Source organism: Terrabacter sp. NPDC000476, from assembly GCF_040300125.1.
Classification (GTDB): Bacteria; Actinomycetota; Actinomycetes; order Actinomycetales; family Dermatophilaceae; genus Terrabacter.
Genome location: NZ_JBEPDF010000004.1, coordinates 378,473 through 397,014, shown reverse-complemented (window position 1 = coordinate 397,014; position 18,542 = coordinate 378,473). Strand labels below are relative to the sequence as shown.

Sequence of the window (18,542 nt, the reverse complement as noted above, 5' to 3'; positions counted from 1 at the left end):
GATGCCTCGTCGGGCATGGAATCGGCCCGGGGTGGTCGTCGCGTCGCGAGGAGCTCGGCCTGCAGCGGACGCGCAGGGGCGGGGAGCCGGTCGCTCGACGCCGGGCGCGCGCTCGGCGCCACCCCGCTCGACCGGTCGCTCAGCCGCACCACGTCACCCCTGACCCAGGCCCCTGTTCCTGCGCGAAGACTAGCCACCCCCGGGCGTGCTGCAGGGGGAAACGGCGCAACCCTCTCGCGGCCCCGGCCGACGCCCCCGGTCGGAGTCCTGCCCCACCGACGACGAAGGCCTGCGCCGCGGAGGTCGTCCGTGGCGCAGGCCTTCTCGGTGCGCACCCGCAGGGCGGGCGCGGTCTCGTCGTCAGAGGCGCACGAGCATCTTGCCGACGTTCTCGCCGCGGAGGACGCCGAGGAAGGCGTCGACCGCGTGGTCGATGCCGTCGACGAACGTCTCGCGCGAGGCGAGGGAGCCGTCGGCGATCCAGCCGGCCGCCCGCTCGGCGTACTCGCCGGAGAGGTCCCAGTGGTCGCCCACGAGGAAGCCGGTGATCGTGCCCCGGGTCTGGATGAGGCGGGCGAGGTTGCGCGGGCCCGGGGCCGCCTCGGTGTTGTTGTAGACCGAGATGGCGCCGCAGATCGCGATGCGACCGCCCTGGCGCAGCGAGCCGATGGCCGCCTCGAGGTGGTCACCGCCGACGTTGTCGAAGTAGACGTCGATGCCGTCCGGGGCCGCCTCGCGCAGCAGGTCGGAGACGCGACCCTCCTTGTAGTTGAACGCGGCGTCGAAGCCGAGGTCGTCGAGCAGGTGGCGGACCTTCTCGTCCGAGCCCGCGCTGCCGATGACACGGCTCGCGCCGAGCGCCTTGGCGACCTGGCCGACGACGCTGCCGACGGCCCCCGCGGCGCCGGAGACGAAGACGACGTCGCCCTTCTTCAGCCCCGCGACGCGCGTCAGTCCGGCGTAGGCGGTCAGGCCGGTCATGCCGAGCACGCCGAGGTAGGCGGAGGCCGGGGCGACCGCGGTGTCGACGACCCGCACGGCGGAACCGTCGACGACGGCCTCCTCGCGCCAGCCGAGACCGTGGAGCACGTGGTCGCCCACGGCCACGGCGTCCGAGCGCGACTCGGTCACGACACCGACCGCGCCGCCGTGCATGGCCTCGCCCAGCGCATACGGCTCGGCGTAGGACTTGGCGTCGCTCATGCGGCCGCGCATGTAGGGGTCGACCGACATGACCTCGTTGCGCACGCGCACCTGGCCCTCCTCGAGGGGGACGGGAGCGGTCTCGACGAGCTCGAAGTCGTCGTGGGTGGGCCAGCCGACGGGGCGGCTCTTGAGCTGGACTTCACGGGCGGCGGTCATGGGGTCTCCTTCGGTGACGGGCCACGCAGGGACGGGCGCTCGTCGGTGTGGGGGTGGTCGGTGGGATGAGCGATGGAGGGCGCGACGGTGCGCGCGGGCACTCAGTCGACGTGGATCTCGACCGGGATGTTGCCGCGCGTCGCGTTCGAGTAGGGGCACACCTGGTGCGCGGTGTCGACGAGCTCACGACCGAGCTGGGCGTCGATGCCCTCGGGCAGCTCGACGTGGAGGACGACGGCCAGGCCGAAGCCCGTCGTCGACGAGCCGGAGAGGCTGACGTCCGCGGTCACCGCCACGTCGAAGTCCGCGACCCGGCGCTGGCGCGCGACCACGCCGAGGGCGCTCGCGAAGCACGCGGCGTAGCCGGCGGCGAAGAGCTGCTCGGGGTTCGTGCCCTCGCCGCTCCCACCGAGCTCGCGCGGCGGGGCCAGGGTCACGTCGAGGCGGCCGTCGGAGGTGACGGCGCGGCCCTCGCGGCCCGAGGCGGTGGCCGACGCGACGTACGAGGCGGTCTGGGTGGCGCTGCTCATGTGGTTCTCCTCAGGTTCCTTGCGAGCGATCTTCATTGCGACCAATTATGTTGTGCGCAATTTGATAGTACGCTTGAGTCATGAGCCCGTCCAATCCCGCAGCCGCCCCGAGCCCGCTCAGCCTCGAGCAGCAGATCTGCTACGCGATGCACACGACCGTGCGCGCGTTCGACGGCGTCTACCGCGAGCTGCTGGCCGAGCACGGCCTGTCCTACCCGCAGTACATCGCGCTCATGGCCGTCGCCGAGCACGGTCCGCTCACCGTCAGCCGTCTCGGCGAGCTGATGCGTCTCGACTCCGGCACCCTCTCGCCCCTGCTCAAGCGGATGGAGGCCGCCGGCCTCGTCGGACGGGCCCGCGACCCCGAGGACGAGCGGCGCGTGCTCGTCTCGGCCACGACGGCCGGGCGCGACCGCATCGAGGCCCTGCGCGACCTGCCGCTGCAGATCGCCGCGCGCAGCGGCCTCTCGCGCTCGGAGATGCTCGCGCTGCACGACACGCTCCGCACCGTCACCGAGCGGCTCGACGCCCGTTCCTGACCCGACCGCCGCTCAGGTGGGCAGCACGACCGAGACGGCGTGGATGAGCATGCCGATGAGGCCGCCGACCAGGGTGCCGTTGATCCGGATGAACTGGAGGTCGCGGCCGACCTGCAGCTCGACGCGCTCGGCGGTCTCCTTGCCGTCCCAGCGGTCGACGGTGTCGCCGATGATCCGGGTCAGCTCGGTGCCGTAGCGGTCGACGGCGTAGACCGTCGCGTCGCAGATGCGGGCGTCGATCCGGTCGCGCAGCTCGGCGTCGGCGAGCAGCCGGTCGGCGAGCGCCGTCACCTCCTTGACGGCGCGGGCGCGCACCGGGCCGGACTCGTCCTCGAGGGCGGCGACGACGACCGCGCGCAGCGAGACCCACAGCGACATGGCCGTGTCGGCGACCTGCGGGTGCGCGAGCACCCGCTCCTTGAGCCGCTCCGCCTTGGCCTGCGTGACGGGGTCGTGCTGGAGGTCGTCGGCGAGGTCGATGAGCAGCTTGTCGAGGGCGACGCGCACGTCGTGGCGCGAGTCGCCGCGGATGTCGGCCAGCCACTTGAGCGCCTCGACGTGGATCTTGCGTGCGACGAGGTCGTTGACCGCGGTCGGCACCCAGGACGGCGCCCGCTGGGTGATGAGCGACTCGAAGAGGTCCTCGTTGTCGACGAGCCAGCCGCGCACCTCGTCGAGGGCGAGGTCGACGAGGCCCACGTGCGCCTCGTCGCGCACGACCTGGTCGAGCAGGCCGCCGAGCAGCGAGCTGACCGGCTCCTGCGAGAGTCGGGGCAGCACCGCCTGCTCGATGACCGCGCGCACGTCGTCGTCGGGGATGCGGTGCAGGGCGTGCACGGTGACGGTGGCGACCTCGTCGACGAGCCGCTTGGCGTGGCCGGGGGCGAGCGCCCACTCGGCGGCCCGCCGGGTCGGCTCGGCGTCGAGCACCCGCTCGCGGATGATGTCCTCGCGCATGAAGTTCTCGCCGACGAACTCCTCGAGGCTCTTGCCGATCATCTCCTTCTTGCGCGGGATGAGGGCGGTGTGCGGGATCGGCAGCCCGAGCGGGTGGCGGAAGAGCGCGGTCACGGCGAACCAGTCGGCGCAGGCACCCACCATCGAGGCCTCGGCCCCGGCGTTGACGAAACCGAGCAGACCGTCGTCGTGGCCGCGCGTCAGGACGTAGACGATGGCCGCGAGCACGAGCAGGCCCGTCGCGACGAGCCGCATCCGGCGCAGGTCGCTCCGGCGCTGGGCGTCGAGGGTCGGGTCACCGATGAAGCCGAGCGGGCCACCGCCGCCCCGCCGGCCCGCCCGCGCGCTGCCGGGGGCGGCAGCGGAGTCGGCGGCGACGGGGGGGCCGCCTTCTGGCCCGCCCGTGCCCGGCCCGGACGGACCCGTGGGGGGCTCGGGGTCGCGCTCCCGGGTCGCCTGGGGTGTGGGGTCCACGTGCGCCACCTCCGCGGGTGTGCTCAGCGCGCCGCTTCCAGCGCGAACGTCAGGGCATCGATCCTCGCACGGGTCTCCCCGTCGGTCGCGATGCGCTCGCCGATCCGGGTGGCGAGCGCGCCCACGTGGTCGGCGTCGAGACCGGGGCGCAGGCCCAGCACGACCCGCAGCACGCCGGCTCCGGCGGGCTCCCCCGCCTCGAGCCGGTGGCCCGTGACGTCCGGCTCGGACCGGACGGCGGTCTCCACGGCCGCAGCGACGTGTGCGTCGAGGTGGCTCGGCGTCCAGTCCCGCTCCTGCGCGAGCGCCCACAGCATGCTCGGCCGCAGCACGGCGGCGTGCGGCGAGGCCACGTCGACGACGAGCACCTGGCACTCCTCGCTGATCGCGGCCTGCGCCGCGGCGGCCGCGCGCACCGGCACGGGCCGGGCGCCGGGGTCCCAGTCGGCGAGCGCGGCGAGCGAGGTGAAGACCGGCAGGGCCCGTGAGCCGTCCGGCCCGGTCAGCGTCACGGCCGCCATGTCGCTGCGGGTGTCGACGGCGTGCGCGCCGGAGTCGTCGACCTCGGCCGCCACCGCGACGACGGGTACGAGCCAGCGGGCCCGGGCGACGGCGGCGAGCAGGTGCGTCTCGGCGTCCGGCCCCGGTGTCGCGCCGGCCGACGCGAGGGCGGCGAGCAGGGCCGGGTCGGCCTCACCCGTGTCGCCCGAGAAGCCGTGCGACGGGATCGACTTGCCCTCCCAGGCCTGCCCCGCCGAGTCCGCAGGGCGACCGTGGTCGTCGTGGTGCCCGTGGTCGTGGTCGCCCGGGCGGTGCGAGGCCCCGCTCACGAGGTCGGACGGCCGGCGACGTCGAGCGCCTCGGGCAGGGTGAACGCGCCGCGGTAGAGGGCCGAGCCGACGATGGCGCCCTCGACGCCCTCGCCGACGAGCCCCCGGATCGTCGCGATGTCCTCGAGGTTCGACACCCCGCCGCTCGCCACGACCGGGCGGTCGGTGCGGGCGCACACGTCGCGGAGGAGCTCGACGTTGGCGCCCTGGAGCATGCCGTCCTTGTTGACGTCGGTGACGACGTAGCGCGCGCAGCCCTCGGCGTCGAGGCGCGCGAGCGTCTCCCACAGGTCGCCGCCCTCGCGGGTCCAGCCGCGGGCGGCGAGGGTCGTGCCGCGCACGTCGAGGCCGATGGCGACGCGGTCGCCGTGCGCCGCGATGATCGAGGCGGTCCACTCGGGGTCCTCGAGGGCCGCGGTGCCGATGTTGACGCGCCGGCAGCCGGTGGCGAGCGCCGCCTCGAGCGAGTCGGTGTCGCGGATGCCGCCGGAGAGCTCGACCTGCAGGTCGAGGCGCCCGACGATGGAGGAGATGAGCTCGCGGTTGCTGCCGCGCCCGAAGGCGGCGTCGAGGTCGACGAGGTGGATCCACTCCGCGCCCTGCTCCTGCCACCGCAGCGCCGCCTCCCACGGGTCCCCGAACTCGCCGCCGCTCCCGGCGACGCCCTGGACGAGCTGGACGGCGCGGCCCCCCGCGATGTCGACGGCGGGCAACAGCTCCAGGCGCGGCTGGTCGGTCATGACGAACGGGCTCCTCTTGGGGTGGACGGTGACGCCACCCGAGTATGCCGTGTCGCGCGGATCCGCCGATCAGACGTATCGCGCGGGCGGGTCTGCTACACCGGTAGGAGTCCGACCCGACTCGCCGACGGGAGCCCGACGTGAACCCCCTGCCCCAGCAGTCCGGTCGCCCCATGGTGACCGACGGAGGCCTCGAGACCGACCTCATCTTCAACCACGGCGTCGACCTGCCCGAGTTCGCCGCCTACCCCCTGCTCGCCGACGCCACCGGTCGCGCGCTGCTCACGGCCTACTACGACGCGTACGCGCGGATCGCCGACCGGGCGGGGGCCGGCCTGCTCCTCGAGGCCCCGACGTGGCGGGCCAACCCCGACTGGGGCGCCCGCCTCGGCCACTCGGCCGACGACCTGAGGCGGGCGAACGCCGACGCCGTCGGCCTGCTGCGCTCCCTCTCGAGCCGGTACGCCGCCGAGCTGGGGCTGCCCGATGTCGTCGTGAGCGGCATGGTCGGGCCCCGTGGCGACGGCTACGCGAGCGCCGGTGCGCCCTCGCCCGACGAGGCGGCCGCCTACCACGACGCCCAGGTCGCGGCGTTCGCCGAGGCCGGCGCCGACCTCGTCGCCGCCTACACGCTGACGACGCCCGGGGAGGCGGTCGGCGTGGTGCGCGCGGCCCGCGAGCACGGCATCCCCGTGGCCGTCTCCTTCACCGTCGAGGTCGACGGCCGTCTCCCCGACGGCACGAGCCTGGCCGCCGCCGTCGAGCAGGTCGACGCCCAGGCCGCGCCCGACCACTACCTCGTCAACTGCGCCCACCCCGAGCACGTGCTCGAGGGGCTGCCGGGGCCCGGCGAGGACGCCGACTGGCGCAGCCGGGTGCTCGGCGTGCGCTACAACGCCTCGACGCGCAGCCACGCCGAGCTCGACCAGGCCGACGACCTCGACGCCGGCGACCTCGACCGGATCGCCGACGGGCACACCCGCGTGGCGTCCCGGCTGCCGGGCCTCACGGTCGTCGGTGGCTGCTGCGGCACCGACGCGTCGCACGTGGCGCGCCTCTGGGGCGTCGGCTGACCCACGGCCGACGCACGTGGCTGACGCCCCACGTCCCCGGGCGATGCGTCAGAGGCTGCGGACCCAGTTCTGGAGCAGGTGCAGCCCGGCCTCGCCGGACTTCTCCGGGTGGAACTGCGTGGCGGCGAGCGGGCCGTTCTCGACCGCGGCGACGAAGCGGGCGCCGTGATCCGCCCACGTGACGCGGGGCGCGACCCGCTCGAAGGCCCCGGTCGCCTCGAGCGTCCAGTCCTGCACGGCATACGAGTGCACGAAGTAGAAGCGCTCGTGCTCGACCCCGGCGAAGAGCGTCGAGCCGGACGGCACCTCGACCTCCGACCACCCCATGTGCGGCACGACGCTGGCCGGGAGGCGCTCGACGGTGCCGGGCCACTCGGCGAGCCCCTCGAGCGGCGCGTCGGAGGGCTCGGCGGAGCCGTCGAAGAGCACCTGCATGCCGACGCACACGCCGAGCACGGCCCGCCCGCCGCTGATCCGACGGCCGATGATGCGGGGGCCGTGCGCGGCAGCGAGACCGGCCATGCAGGCGTGGAAGTTGCCGACGCCGGGCACGAAGAGCCCGTCGCACTCGAGCGCGCGGTGCGGGTCGGCGGTCAGGGTGACCTGCGCCCCCACGCGCTCGAGGGCGCGCACGGCGGAGCGGACGTTGCCGCTGCCGTAGTCGAGGACGACGACGTCGGCGCTCACCGGGGGCCCACCATCGTCAGAGCGCCCCCTTGGCGCTGGGGATGCCGACCACCCGCGCGTCCGGGGCGATCGCGGAGCGGAGCGCCCGCGCGACGGCCTTGAACTGGGCCTCGACGATGTGGTGCGGGTCGCGGCCCGCGAGCACGCGCACGTGCAGGCAGAGCCCGGCGTTGTAGGCGAAGGACTCGAGGACGTGGCGCGTCATGGAGCCGGTGAAGTGGCCGCCGATGAGGGCGTACTGCTGCCCCTCCGGCTCCCCCTCGTGCACGACGTAGGGACGGCCGGCCACGTCGACGACCGCGTGGCACAGGGCCTCGTCGAGCGGCACGGTCGCGTCGCCGAAGCGCGAGATGCCGCTCTTGTCGCCGAGCGCCTCGCGCAGGGCCTGGCCGAGCACGATCGCGGTGTCCTCGACGGTGTGGTGCACGTCGACGTCGACGTCGCCCGTGGCCCGCACCGTGAGGTCGACGAGCGAGTGCTTGGCGAGCGAGGTGAGCATGTGGTCGTAGAACGGGACGCCCGTCGAGACGTCGGCGGCGCCGCTGCCGTCGAGGTCGAGCCAGAGCTCGACGGACGACTCCGACGTCGCGCGGGTGATCTTCGCGGTGCGGCTCATGCGACGGTCTCCTGCTGGTGGGTGGTGGCCAGGTGGGTGGGGGCGATCGCGGCCATGGCCTCGAGGAAGGCGGTCGTCTCCTCGGGGTCGCCGGCGGTGACGCGCAGGTGGTGGGCGATGCCGACGTCGCGCACGAGCACGCCGCGGTCGAGCAGCGCCTGCCACGTCGCCTTCTCGTCCGCGAGCCCACCGAAGAGCACGAAGTTGCTGTCGCTCGCCACCGGTGTGGCGCCGAGGGCCGCCAGCCGCTCGACGATCCGGTCGCGCTGGGCCTTGATGACCTCGACCGTGCCGAGCATCAGCTCGGCGTGCTCGAGGGCGACGCGCGCGATCGTCTGGGTCGGCGTGCTCAGGTGGTAGGGCAGCCGCACGAGGCGCAGCGCGTCGACGACCTCCGGTGCGGCGACGAGGTAGCCCAGGCGCCCACCTGCGAACGCGAACGCCTTGCTCATCGTCCGCGTCACGACGAGGCGAGGATTGTCGGCGACCAGCGTCAGCGCGGATCGCGTTCCCGCGCGGGCGAACTCGGCATACGCCTCGTCGACGACGACGATCGCGTCGGGCGCGGCCTCGAGCACCGCCGCGATGACCTCGAAGGGCAGCGCGGTGCCCGTCGGGTTGTTCGGCGAGCAGAGGAAGACGACGGACGGGTGGTGCGTGCGGGCCTGCTCGGCTGCGGCCTCGGCCGTGAGGTCGAAGGCGCCGGGGCGCCCCGCCCCGCGCAGGCCGTCGACCCACGTCGCGCCCAGCGTCTCGCTGATGATCGGGTGCATCGAGTAGCTCGGCGTGAAGCCGAGCGCCACGCGCCCTGGGCCGCCGAACGCCTGCACGACGTGCGAGAGCACCTCGTTCGAGCCGTTGCCCGCCCACACCTGCTCGGGCGTGACCGGCACGCCCGAGTGGCGCACGACGTATGCCGTCAGGGCCGCGCGCAGGTCGGCGAAGTCGCGGTCGGGGTAGCGGTTGAGCGACGCGACGTCGTCCGCGAGGGCCTCGAGGATCGCGTCGACGACGACCTGCGGCACGGGGTAGCTGTTCTCGTTCGTGTTGAGGCGCACCGGGACGTCGAGCTGCGGGGCGCCGTATGCCGTGCGCCCGCGCAGGTCGGGACGCAGCAGCCGCTGCACCTCGGCCGCGGCTCCCGCCGGCTCGGTCACTGCGGCACCTCGTCGCCGAACCGCGCGGTCACGGCCTCGCCGTGGGCCGGGAGGTCCTCCGACTGGGCGAGCGTGACGACGTGCCGGGCGATCTCGCGCAGGGCGGCCTCGTCGTACTCCACGACGTGGATGCCCCGGAGGAACGACTGCACCGACAGCCCGCTCGAGTGGCTGGCGCAGCCGGCGGTCGGCAGCACGTGGTTCGAGCCCGCCGCGTAGTCGCCGAGGCTGACCGGTGCGTGCGGACCGACGAACACCGCGCCCGCGTTGCGCACCCGCGCCGCCACGGCGGCCGCGTCGGAGGTCTGGATCTCGAGGTGCTCGGCGGCATACGCGTTGACGACCGCGAGACCGGCCTCCACGTCGTCGACGAGCACGACGCGCGACTGGGTGCCCTCGAGCGCCTCGGTGACGCGGGCCGAGTGCTTCGTCGCCGCGACCCGTCGGGCGAGCGCCTCGCGCGTGCGCTCGGCGAGCTCCTCGCTGTCGGTGACGAGGACCGACGCGGCGAGCGGGTCGTGCTCGGCCTGGCTGACGAGGTCGGCCGCCACGTGCTCGGGGTCGGCCGTGCCGTCGGCGAGGATCGCGATCTCGGTCGGGCCGGCCTCGGCGTCGATGCCGATGAGGCCCTTGAGGAGGCGCTTGGCCGCGACGACCCAGATGTTGCCGGGGCCGGTGACGAGCGAGACGGGGTCGCAGACGACCCGCGCGCCATCGACGACGCCGTGCGCGGCGTCGTCGTCGACGAAGCCGTGCGCGAACATCGCGACGGCCTGGGCGCCGCCGACGGCATACACCTCGTCGACGCCGAGCAGCTCGCAGGCCGCGAGGATCGTCGGGTTCGGGTAGCCGGCGAACTCGCCGGTGTTCTCGCGCTGCGGGGGCGAGGCGACCGCGAGCGAGCCGACCTCGGCGAGCTGGGCGGGAACGACGTTCATGATGACGCTGCTGGGGTAGACGGCGAGGCCGCCGGGGACGTAGAGACCGACGCGGTCGACCGCGACCCAGCGCTCGGTGACGACGCCACCGGGCACGACCTCGGTGCGCGTGTCGGTGCGCCGCTGGTCGGCGTGCACGACGCGGGCCCGGCGGATCGACTCCTCGAGGGCGGCGCGCAGGTCGGGGTCGAGGCGCTCGAGCGCCGAGCGCAGCACGGCGCGCGGGACCCGCAGGTGGGTGGGTCGCACGCCGTCGAAGCGCTCCCCCAGGTCGCGCAGCGCCGCGGCACCGCGATGTTCGACGTCCTCGCAGATCGGCCGCACCTGCTCGAGGGCAGCCGTGACGTCGAACTCGGCTCGGGGCAGTTCCCGGCGCAGGAAGCGCACGTCGAGCGTGCGGCCGCGCAGGTCGAGGGAGGACATCATGGGTCACCAGTCTAGGAGGCGCGCTGCCATGCTCCGACCCGGTCCCAGAGTGCGGAGCCGGGCGGGACCGCACCTGCCGAATCCTGACCTGCCCTGACGAAGGGCTGACCCGCGGCTGACCCGGTGGCGGGTCTCGCTCGGCCACGCTCGTGACGCCGCCCACCCGGGTGGCCCGAACCCCCTCCCTCCACCCCGCAGGAGCCCTCCGTGCCCGTCGTCATCTCCCGGCGCCGCCTGGCCGCCGTCGTCACCGGCATCGCCGTCGCCCTCGTCCCACCGAGCCTCGCCCTCTCCGCGGCCGCGGGCGCACCGGCCGCCACGCTGCCGGTGCCCGCAGCGGCCCCGGCCGCCCTGACCTCGGCGGCCGCCACCCCGCTGACCGTCGCCCAGGCCGTGGCCGCGCAGACGGGGGCGAGCGCCACGGTGCGCGGCTACGTCGTGGGTCAGCCCACCGCGACCTCGACGGTCGTGCGCTCGAACTTCCCCAGCGACTACGCCCTGGCCGTCGCCGACTCCGCCGCCGAGACCTCCACGAGCCGGATGCTCTACGTTCAGGTCCCGGCTGCGTCACGCTCGGCGTGGGGCCTGCAGACCAACCCCTCGCTCCTCGGCCGTCAGATCGACGTCACGGGCGCGCTCTCGGCGTACTTCTCGCACCCGGGCATGACCTCGACGTCGGCCTTCGCGTTCAGCGGCACGGCCACGAGCACCCCGCCCCCGACGACGAGCACCACCAGCACGACCAGCCCCGCACCGACCGGCACCTCGGGCCCGTACGACTCGACGTACTACGCGTCGGCGATGGGCAAGACGGGCACGGCCCTGCACACCGAGCTGCACCGGATCGTCTCGAGCGGCGTGACGACCCTGACCTACGACCAGGTGTGGACCGCGCTCAAGGACACCGACCAGGACCCGGCGAACGCGAACAACGTCGTCGAGATCTACTCCGGCCGCTCGATCGCCAAGTCCGACAACGGCGGCGGCGTCGACCAGTGGAACCGCGAGCACGTGTGGGCCAAGAGCCACGGCGACTTCGGCACGGTCAACGGGCCCGGCACCGACGTGCATCACCTGCGCCCCGAGGACGTCACGGTCAACAGCACCCGCGGCAACCTCGACTTCGACAACGGCGGCTCGGCCGTCGCCCAGTGCACCGGGTGCCTCAGCGACGCCGACTCCTTCCAGCCGCGCGACGCCGTCAAGGGTGACGTCGCCCGGATGATCTTCTACATGGCCGTGCGCTGGGACGGCGGCGACGGCTTCGCCGACCTCGAGCCGAACAACCAGGTCGGGAACGGCTCGGCGCCGGCCATCGGCAAGATCTCGGTGCTCAAGCAGTGGAACCTCCAGGACCCGCCGGACGCCTTCGAGAAGCGCCGCAACCAGGTCATCTTCGACACCTGGCAGCACAACCGGAACCCGTTCGTCGACCACCCGGAGTGGGTCACCGCGATCTACGGCTCCTGAGGCGTCCCACACCGACCGGGGACGGCTGTGCTCACGACGTCTGGTCGATGAGCACGGCCGTCTCCCAGGCCCATTCGCGCCACAGGTCGTAGCGGCCGGAGCGGCCGCCGTGGCCGGCGGCGAGCTCGGTGCGGAAGAGGATCTGGGCGGGGTCGACGACCTCGAGGTCGGCGTGGCGCAGCGCAGCCACCCACTTGGCCGGCTCGGTCACGTAGACGCGCGTGTCGTCGAGGCCGGCCGTCACGAGCAGGCTCGGGTGGCGCGACGGCACGACGTTCTCGTAGGGCGAGTACGACTTCATCAGGGCGTAGGCCGTGGGGTCCTCGAGCGGGTTGCCCCACTCCTCCCACTCCACGACGGTGAGCGGCAGGCTCGGGTCGAGCACGGTCGTCAGGGCGTCGACGAAGGGCACCTGCGCGTGCACGAAGCGGAACCGCTCCGGCGCGAGGTTCACCACGGCGCCCATCAGCAGACCTCCGGCTGAACCGCCCTCTGCCGCAAGCCGATCGGGAGCGACGATCCCAGCCTCGACGAGGTGGTCGGCGCAGGCCACGAAGTCGGTGAACGTGTTGGGCTTCGACTCGAGCTTGCCGTCGTCGTACCACGAACGGCCCATCTCCGAGCCGCCGCGCACGTGGGCGATGGCGAACACCCAGCCGCGGTCGAGGAGCGAGAGGCGCACCACGGAGAACCACGGGTCGCTCGAGATGCCGTAGGCACCGTAGGCGTTGAGCAGGCCGGGCGCCGTGCCGTCGTCGACGTGGTCGTCACGGTGCACGACGGAGACGGGGATGCGCGTGCCGTCGGGCGCGGTGGCCCACTCGCGACGCTGGCGGTACCGCCCGAGGTCGACGCCGCCACGGACGTGCTGGCGCTTGAGCAGCGTGAAGGTGCGGGCGCGCACGTCGTAGTCCTCGACGGTGCGCGGCGTGACGAGCGACTCGTGCACGACCTGGAGGGTCGGCGTCGCCGCCTCGGGGTTGACGCCGACGTGTAGCGTGCCGATCGGCTCACCGACGGCGATGTCGTGCGCCTCCCCCAGTCCGTTCGGGGCCTCCGGGTCGCGCAGCACGACGCGCACCCCGGTGCCGCCCTCGCGCCGCAGCGACACGGCGATGAAGTCGTCGAATCCCTCGGCGCCCGTGACGTACTCGTCCTCCGTGGTGACGTCGAGCGGCACCCAGTCGTCGGCCGAGGTGCTCGTCACCGGGGCCGTCGCCAGCTCGAAGTTGACGCGGTTCGCGTTGTGCGTGACGAGCAGCTGGTCGCCGAACGGCTCGATGTCGTACTCGACGCCCTGTCGGCGCGGTGCGACGACCCGCGGCGTGCCGAGCGGGTCGGCGGCGTCGAGGAGGCGGAACTCGCTCGTCGTCTTGGAGCCGACGGCGATGATGACGAGGCGGTCGTCGCGGGAGCTGCCGACGCCGACGAAGAACCGCTCGTCGGTCTCCTCGTGCACGAGCACGTCGGCCTCGCCCGGCGTGCCCACCTCGTGGCGCCACACCTGGTGCGGGCGCCAGGCGTCGTCGACGCGGGTGTAGAAGAGGTGCCGCGCGTCGAGCGACCACGCCAGCGACCCGCCGGTCTGCCGGACGACGTCGTCGAGCACGAGGCCGTCGTCGATCCGGCGCACGCGCACGTCGTAGCGTTCGTCGCCGACGACGTCGACGGCATACGCGATGAGGTCGCCGGAGGGCGACACCTCGCTCGCACCGACGGCGAAGAACTCGTGGTCGCGGCCCTCGGCGTTCTGGTCGAGCAGCACCTGCTCCCCCGCCGGCGGGCGCCCGGCGTCGAGGGTGGGGCGGGTCGGGTGCTCGGCGACGAGCACCCGGGCCTCCACGGCGTACTGCTCCCCCTCGACGGTGCGCGAGTAGTACCACCAGCGGTCGTGGCGCACCGGCACGGAGAGGTCCGTCTCCTCGATGCGCGACCGGAACTCCTCGAAGACCTGCTCGGCGAGCGGGCGCAGGTGCTCGGTGCGCTCGGTGGCGTGGGCGTTCTCGGCGAGGAGCAGCGAGCGCAGCTCCTCGGAGTCGCGGTCGGCCATCCACGCGTACGGGTCCTCGAAGCGGTCGCCGTGGTGGACGCGGACGACGGGGTCACGGCGGGCGGCGTGCGGGTGCTGCATCCGCGCAGTCTAGGTCGGGACGCGACGACGGCCCGGAGCAGGTGCTCCGGGCCGTCGCTCGGGTGGCCGTCTGGTGGCCGTCAGGTGGCCGAGGGTCGCGGTGTCAGCGACCCACGGTCACGGCACCGGTGACCGGCCGGCTGCCCGAGTCGTGCACGACCGTCCCGGCCGCGTCGGTGACGACGATCCGGAAGGTGTCCACGCGCCCGCGGTCGGTCACGGTGACGGCGGCCCGGTAGCCGGACCGGCCGTTGACCGTGACGGGCCCGCTCGTGCGCGCCGTGTCACCCGAGACGACGAGCCAGTCGTACGCCGCGGACGCCACGACGAAGCGGGGCCCGGACGCGGTGTAGGCGAGCACGCCGGCGGGAGTGGCCCCGGTGCGGCCGTAGCCGGCTGCGAGGACGAACGCGCCGCTGCCCGTGCGGCCCGGGTCGGCCGGGAAGGCGCCCGCCGACAGCGTCACGGTGCCCGCGCCGGCGGCGACGCCGGCCGCCCGGTCGTAGACGACGACGGTCGTCGTGCCGGAGTCCGCGTGACCCCACTGGTCGGTGACGGTGACGGTGACGGTGTAGACGCCGGCCGCGCGGTAGACGTGGCTGCCGCTGACGGCCTGGCCCTCGACCGTGGCGGCGCTCGACTCCCCGTCGCCCCAGGCGATGCTCGCCGTGTGGGTGTCGAGCGGATCGGCGTCCGAGAACGTCGAGCCGACCGTCACGGGCGCACCCACCGACGTGGCGGTGGCCGGGCCGGTGACCGCCCCGACGACCGGCGCCGCGTTGGCCAGGTCGAGTCCGACGACGACCGGGTCGTGGTCGGAGATGCGGAACTCGTCGGGCGCGTAGAGGCTCGAGACCTGTGCGGCCGTCTTGAACTCGGTGTTGTAGTCGAGGATCGACGGCTCGTCGGCGTTGACGTGCCAGTCACCGACCCCCGTCACCTGACGGGCGATCGATGCCGAGCCGAGCGCGTGGTCGAGGTAGCCCCACTGCCCGTCGAAGGCGTACGAGTACGCCTCGCGACCGTTGCGCGCCTCGATGAGGTTGGCGTAGCCGGCCTGCTCGAGCGTCGTGATCGGGTCCTCCTTGGCGTAGGAGTTCATGTCGCCGAGGATGAGGACGTCGGGGTCGCCGGTGCCCGTCGGGTCACCCGCGAGCCAGCCGGCCAGCAGCTGCGCCGACCGGACGCGGACCGCGGTGCAGTTGCCCTGGCCGTCACCGGCGTCCGGCACGCTGCACGCGCTGCCCTTGCTCTTCAGGTGGTTCGCGACGGCGACGAAGGTGCCGCCGGTCGTGGTGTCGCGGAACGCCTGTGCGAGTGACGGGCGGTTGCGCGGCTCGGGGTCGCCACCGGTGACGAACTCGGTCGTGTTGAGCGCGGCGGTCGTGCCGACGGGCTCGACCGCGGCCGGCTTGTAGAGCATCCCGACCTTGATCGCGTCGTTGCCGAGGGCATCGTTCTGGCCGGTGCGCGCGTCGGCGTCGACGAACGCCCACGTGCCGGCCCCGTCCGCGTCGTTGAGCCGGTCGACGAGGAACTGCTCCGCGCTGTCGGCGCCGTAGCCGTCGTTCTCCATCTCCATGAAGGCCACGACGTCGGCGCCGGTGCCCGAGACCGCGGCGACGGTCTTGCGCCACTGCCGGTCGAACTCGGCGGCCGTGTTCGCCCCGCGACAGTCCATGACCGCGCCGGTGAGCCCGCCCCGGCAGTTGTTGCCGGTCGTGTCGAGCGTCGTGAAGAAGTTGAGCAGGTTCATCCCGACGACGCGGGTGGTGCCACCGACGGCCGGGGGGCCCGACGGGCGCGGGTTGGTCGGCTCGAAGTCCACCGTGGCAGCAGGCGTGACGGGACGGATGCGGTAGGCGTTGCCGCTCGCCGCGTTGCCGGCCCACGTGTAGGTGAGCACCCCCGTGAGGCCGGTGACGGTGTCACCGCCGCGGAGGGTGTTCTCCGCGGTGAGGGGCCGACCGCCGCGCCCGAAGACGATCGGGTCGACGTTCTGGGCCTGGGTGGTGTCGTCGAGGATGACCTTGCGCAGGTTGTTCGCGGCCTGCAGGGCCTTCGCCTCGGCGCCGGGGGCGACGACGTTGGTCGGCTGCTCGAGGCGGCCGCCCTGCGCGAGCGTGACCTGGCCGAAGCGGCCGAGCTGGAAGTGCTCGGTCACCGACATCTGCTGCGGGAGGGTGACGAGCATGCCCTCGTAGCGCTCGAGGCCGGTGCTGCTCGCGACGGGGAAGCGCACCTCGGTCGGGGTGACCGTGCCGGTGCCGCACACCGTGACCGAACCGGCGCTGACCTGGGTCTGGCCCTGGTTCTCACCGGCGGTGCCGGTCACCGTGACGAGGTCGCCGACCTCGACGGCGTCCGCGTTGCTGCCCTCGAAGACGAAGATCGCGTCGGAGGTGGTCGGGTCGCCGTCACCCGTCGGGTCCTGCAGGTAGAAGCCGCGCAGCGCCGGTGAGGCACCCTCGTAGTCGCCGACGACGACGCCGCGGGTCGTGACCGTGCCGGTGACGGCGGCCGTGTCGCCGCTGCCCTGGATCGCGGGGATCCGCGTCGTCGTGGTCTCGCAGGGACCGACGCTCGGCACCGTGAAGCGGATCGTGGTGTCGGCCTCGGGCGAGTCCGGCGGGTCGACGTCGTCCGTGTCGGTCACGGCGGACGCCGTGACGGTCAGGGCGCACGAGTCGCCGCGGGCGAAGTCGGCCGACGGGTCGAGCGTGAAGGTCGTCGGACCGCCGCTCACGGCCAGGGACTTCGTGCCGGAGACCGAGCAGGTCAGGGAGAAGGCGCCGGCGCCGGCCACCACGGGCTCGGAGAAGGTCACCGTCGGGCTGGCGTCAGGAACCACGGTCGTCGCGCCGTCGGCGGGCACCGAGGACACCAGCGCCGGGGCGGCGTCGGTGACGGGACCGCCGTCGGTCGTGTGGCTGCCGAGCCCGTCGAAGGTGTCGGCCGGGTAGGAGTCCCACTCGGTGGCCGGGTCGAAGGCGTCGGTGCTCACCCGGTCGCTGACGGTGATCGACGCCTTGCGCCGCAGCGTGTGGTTGGCCGTCGTGACGGGCGAGGTGCCCCACTCCGTGCCGGGGTCGACCCCGACCTGACCGATGGAGTCGACGACGGCGGAACCCTTGCGCAGCTCGATCGCGTCGTCGCCGTTGAAGGTGAGCGAGCCGCTCAGCTGGTCGGCTGCCAGGATGGCGGGGTCGTTCGCGGTGTTGTTGTTGCCGACGACGAAGACGTCGCCCGGCGCCACGGTGCCCAGAAGGGCGATCGACGAGCTCGACGAGCCACCGTTGACCGACGTGAACAGGCTGTAGGCGCCCGTGAGCGTCACCGGTGCCGACGTCGGGTTGTAGATCTCGATGGCCTTGTTGTTGCCCGTGGCCGGTTCGACGTACTCGCTGATGAACAGCTCGGTCGGGGTCGCCGCCGAGGCCGGGGCGGCCAGGGCGACGGGGGTGAGGCCGACGGCGAGCGCTGCGGTGGTGACCGCTGCGACCCGACGTGCGGCAGGACGAGATTGACGCATGGATTTCCTCCCTGGGACCAGCTCCTCAGCGCGGTCTGCGGGTCACCCTAGACGGGGCCGCGGCGTCTCGCGCGTCGAGACGACCACCGCCGGCTGAACGGGCGGTGACATCGAGTCGCCCGGCCCGGCGCACCTCAGAGGGCCGGCCAGGCGCCCGTCCACCGGGCGAGCCGGCGTCGACTGACGAACCGGCGCGGCGTGCCGTCGACGGGGTCGTCGAAGGCCAGCACGGCCGCGAGCAGCTGCAGCGGCCGGGTGAAGTCGTCGAGCGGGACGTCGCGCTCCTCGGGGTAGAGCGGGTCGTCGGCGATGGGCACGCCGAGGCCCTCGAGCTGGCAGCGCAGCTGGTGGGTGCGACCGGTGCGCGGGGTCAGCCGGTAGAGCCCGAGCTGCTGCGGTCCGGTGGCGAGCAGCTCGACGAGCGTCTCGGCGTTGGGCTCGGCGCCCTCGACCTCGTGGGCCTGGTGGGTGCCGTGCTCCTTGACGAGGTGGGTGCGCCGCACGAGCGGCAGCTCGAGGCCCGCGCGCACCGGGGCCACGGCGAGGTACTCCTTGGTCGCCAGCCCCTCGGCGAAGACGCGCTGGTACGCCCCGCGCCACCGCTGCTCGGTCGTGAACATCAGCACCCCGGCCGTGGGCCGGTCGAGCCGGTGCGCGGGTGCCAGCCGGTCGAGGCCCGTGAGCACCCGGGTGCGCGCGAGGGCGCTCTGCACGACGTGCCGGCCCCGGGGCATGGAGGCCATGTCGTGCGGCTTGTCGACGACGACGATGCGCTCGTCGCGGTACAGCACGACGGGCTCCTCCGGGTGCGCGACCTCGTCGGGCAGGTCGCGGTGCGCCCACACCGCCGCCTGCGGCACGAACGGGGCGTCGGCGGGCACGGGCGAGCCTGCGGCGTCGACGAACTCGCCCGCCTCGAGCATCCGGTCGACGTCGTCGGCGGTGAGTCCCGGCGTCAGCCGCTCGACGAGGTGGTCGCGCAGCGACGCCCACGCTCCGGCCTGCGGCATCCGGAACCGCTGGGCGTCGACCCCGTGGCGGGGCGGCAGCGGTGACGGCGGGATCGGTCCGCGCGCCACG

15 protein-coding genes are annotated in these 18,542 nt (G+C 73.8%); 3 read left to right on the top strand and 12 right to left on the bottom strand.

Going from position 1 to position 18,542, the window contains the following annotated elements:
* Window positions 1–360 precede the first annotated feature (360 nt).
* Together ABT295_RS20670 and ABT295_RS20665 are read right to left on the bottom strand one after the other, a co-directional pair.
* The gene (locus tag ABT295_RS20670; RefSeq protein WP_352396284.1) at window positions 361–1,362 is read right to left on the bottom strand and encodes an NADP-dependent oxidoreductase; all 1,002 of its coding nucleotides are present in this window, start codon (window positions 1,360–1,362) and stop codon (window positions 361–363) included.
* Window positions 1,363–1,463: 101 nt separating this feature from the next.
* The gene (locus ABT295_RS20665) at window positions 1,464–1,892 is read right to left on the bottom strand and encodes an organic hydroperoxide resistance protein (RefSeq protein WP_352396283.1); all 429 of its coding nucleotides are present in this window, start codon (window positions 1,890–1,892) and stop codon (window positions 1,464–1,466) included.
* An 80-nt stretch (window positions 1,893–1,972) separates the two neighbouring features.
* On the opposite strand from ABT295_RS20665, the gene ABT295_RS20660 reads away from it, so the two are divergent.
* Entirely contained in the window at window positions 1,973–2,431 is a 459-nt protein-coding gene (locus ABT295_RS20660; RefSeq protein WP_352396282.1) for a MarR family winged helix-turn-helix transcriptional regulator, read from the top strand.
* A 12-nt stretch (window positions 2,432–2,443) separates the two neighbouring features.
* Here the strand turns inward: ABT295_RS20660 and ABT295_RS20655 are convergent, their stop codons facing one another.
* The 3 genes from ABT295_RS20655 to priA are packed head-to-tail and all read right to left on the bottom strand — an operon-like array spanning window position 2,444 to window position 5,432.
* Window positions 2,444–3,862 (bottom strand): DUF445 domain-containing protein, encoded by a 1,419-nt coding sequence (locus ABT295_RS20655; protein ID WP_352396281.1) that lies wholly within the window; start codon window positions 3,860–3,862, stop codon window positions 2,444–2,446.
* Between the two features lie 23 nt (window positions 3,863–3,885).
* Window positions 3,886–4,692, bottom strand: a complete 807-nt coding sequence (locus ABT295_RS20650) for an SseB family protein (protein WP_352396280.1) — start codon at window positions 4,690–4,692, stop codon at window positions 3,886–3,888.
* Window positions 4,689–5,432, bottom strand: a complete 744-nt coding sequence (priA, locus tag ABT295_RS20645; RefSeq protein ID WP_352396279.1) for a bifunctional 1-(5-phosphoribosyl)-5-((5-phosphoribosylamino)methylideneamino)imidazole-4-carboxamide isomerase/phosphoribosylanthranilate isomerase PriA — start codon at window positions 5,430–5,432, stop codon at window positions 4,689–4,691. Before priA ends, ABT295_RS20650 begins: the two co-directional genes overlap by 4 nt.
* 173 nt (window positions 5,433–5,605) lie before the next feature.
* On the opposite strand from priA, the gene ABT295_RS20640 reads away from it, so the two are divergent.
* Window positions 5,606–6,505, top strand: coding sequence for a homocysteine S-methyltransferase family protein (locus tag ABT295_RS20640; RefSeq protein ID WP_352396278.1), 900 nt, complete (start codon window positions 5,606–5,608; stop codon window positions 6,503–6,505).
* Window positions 6,506–6,553: 48 nt separating this feature from the next.
* Here the strand turns inward: ABT295_RS20640 and hisH are convergent, their stop codons facing one another.
* The 4 genes from hisH to hisD are packed head-to-tail and all read right to left on the bottom strand — an operon-like array spanning window position 6,554 to window position 10,329.
* Window positions 6,554–7,192 (bottom strand): imidazole glycerol phosphate synthase subunit HisH, encoded by a 639-nt coding sequence (hisH, locus tag ABT295_RS20635; RefSeq protein WP_352396277.1) that lies wholly within the window; start codon window positions 7,190–7,192, stop codon window positions 6,554–6,556.
* Between the two features lie 16 nt (window positions 7,193–7,208).
* Window positions 7,209–7,808, bottom strand: coding sequence for an imidazoleglycerol-phosphate dehydratase HisB (hisB, locus tag ABT295_RS20630; RefSeq protein ID WP_352396276.1), 600 nt, complete (start codon window positions 7,806–7,808; stop codon window positions 7,209–7,211).
* A complete protein-coding gene (locus ABT295_RS20625) occupies window positions 7,805–8,965 on the bottom strand; it encodes a histidinol-phosphate transaminase (protein ID WP_352396275.1) in 1,161 nt (386 codons plus the stop codon). Before ABT295_RS20625 ends, hisB begins: the two co-directional genes overlap by 4 nt.
* The gene (gene hisD / locus ABT295_RS20620; protein ID WP_352396274.1) at window positions 8,962–10,329 is read right to left on the bottom strand and encodes a histidinol dehydrogenase; all 1,368 of its coding nucleotides are present in this window, start codon (window positions 10,327–10,329) and stop codon (window positions 8,962–8,964) included. The genes ABT295_RS20625 and hisD overlap by 4 nt, the downstream gene beginning before the upstream one ends.
* A 207-nt stretch (window positions 10,330–10,536) precedes the next feature.
* Between hisD and ABT295_RS20615 the strand changes: the two genes are divergently transcribed.
* Complete coding sequence (locus ABT295_RS20615; RefSeq protein WP_352396273.1) at window positions 10,537–11,799, top strand: endonuclease; 1,263 nt, start codon at window positions 10,537–10,539, stop codon at window positions 11,797–11,799.
* Between the two features lie 31 nt (window positions 11,800–11,830).
* Here ABT295_RS20615 and ABT295_RS20610 read toward each other — a convergent pair whose 3' ends face one another.
* The 3 genes from ABT295_RS20610 to ABT295_RS20600 all read right to left on the bottom strand — a co-directional run bounded on the left by ABT295_RS20610 (window position 11,831) and on the right by ABT295_RS20600 (window position 18,541).
* On the bottom strand, window positions 11,831–13,930 hold the full coding sequence (locus ABT295_RS20610) for a S9 family peptidase (protein ID WP_352396272.1): 2,100 nt from the start codon (window positions 13,928–13,930) through the stop codon (window positions 11,831–11,833).
* A gap of 103 nt (window positions 13,931–14,033) precedes the next feature.
* Window positions 14,034–17,462: an ExeM/NucH family extracellular endonuclease gene (locus ABT295_RS20605; RefSeq protein WP_352396271.1), complete on the bottom strand. Its 3,429-nt coding sequence runs from the start codon at window positions 17,460–17,462 to the stop codon at window positions 14,034–14,036.
* A gap of 134 nt (window positions 17,463–17,596) precedes the next feature.
* The gene (locus tag ABT295_RS20600; protein WP_352396270.1) at window positions 17,597–18,541 is read right to left on the bottom strand and encodes a pseudouridine synthase; all 945 of its coding nucleotides are present in this window, start codon (window positions 18,539–18,541) and stop codon (window positions 17,597–17,599) included.
* Window position 18,542: the final 1 nt, after the last annotated feature.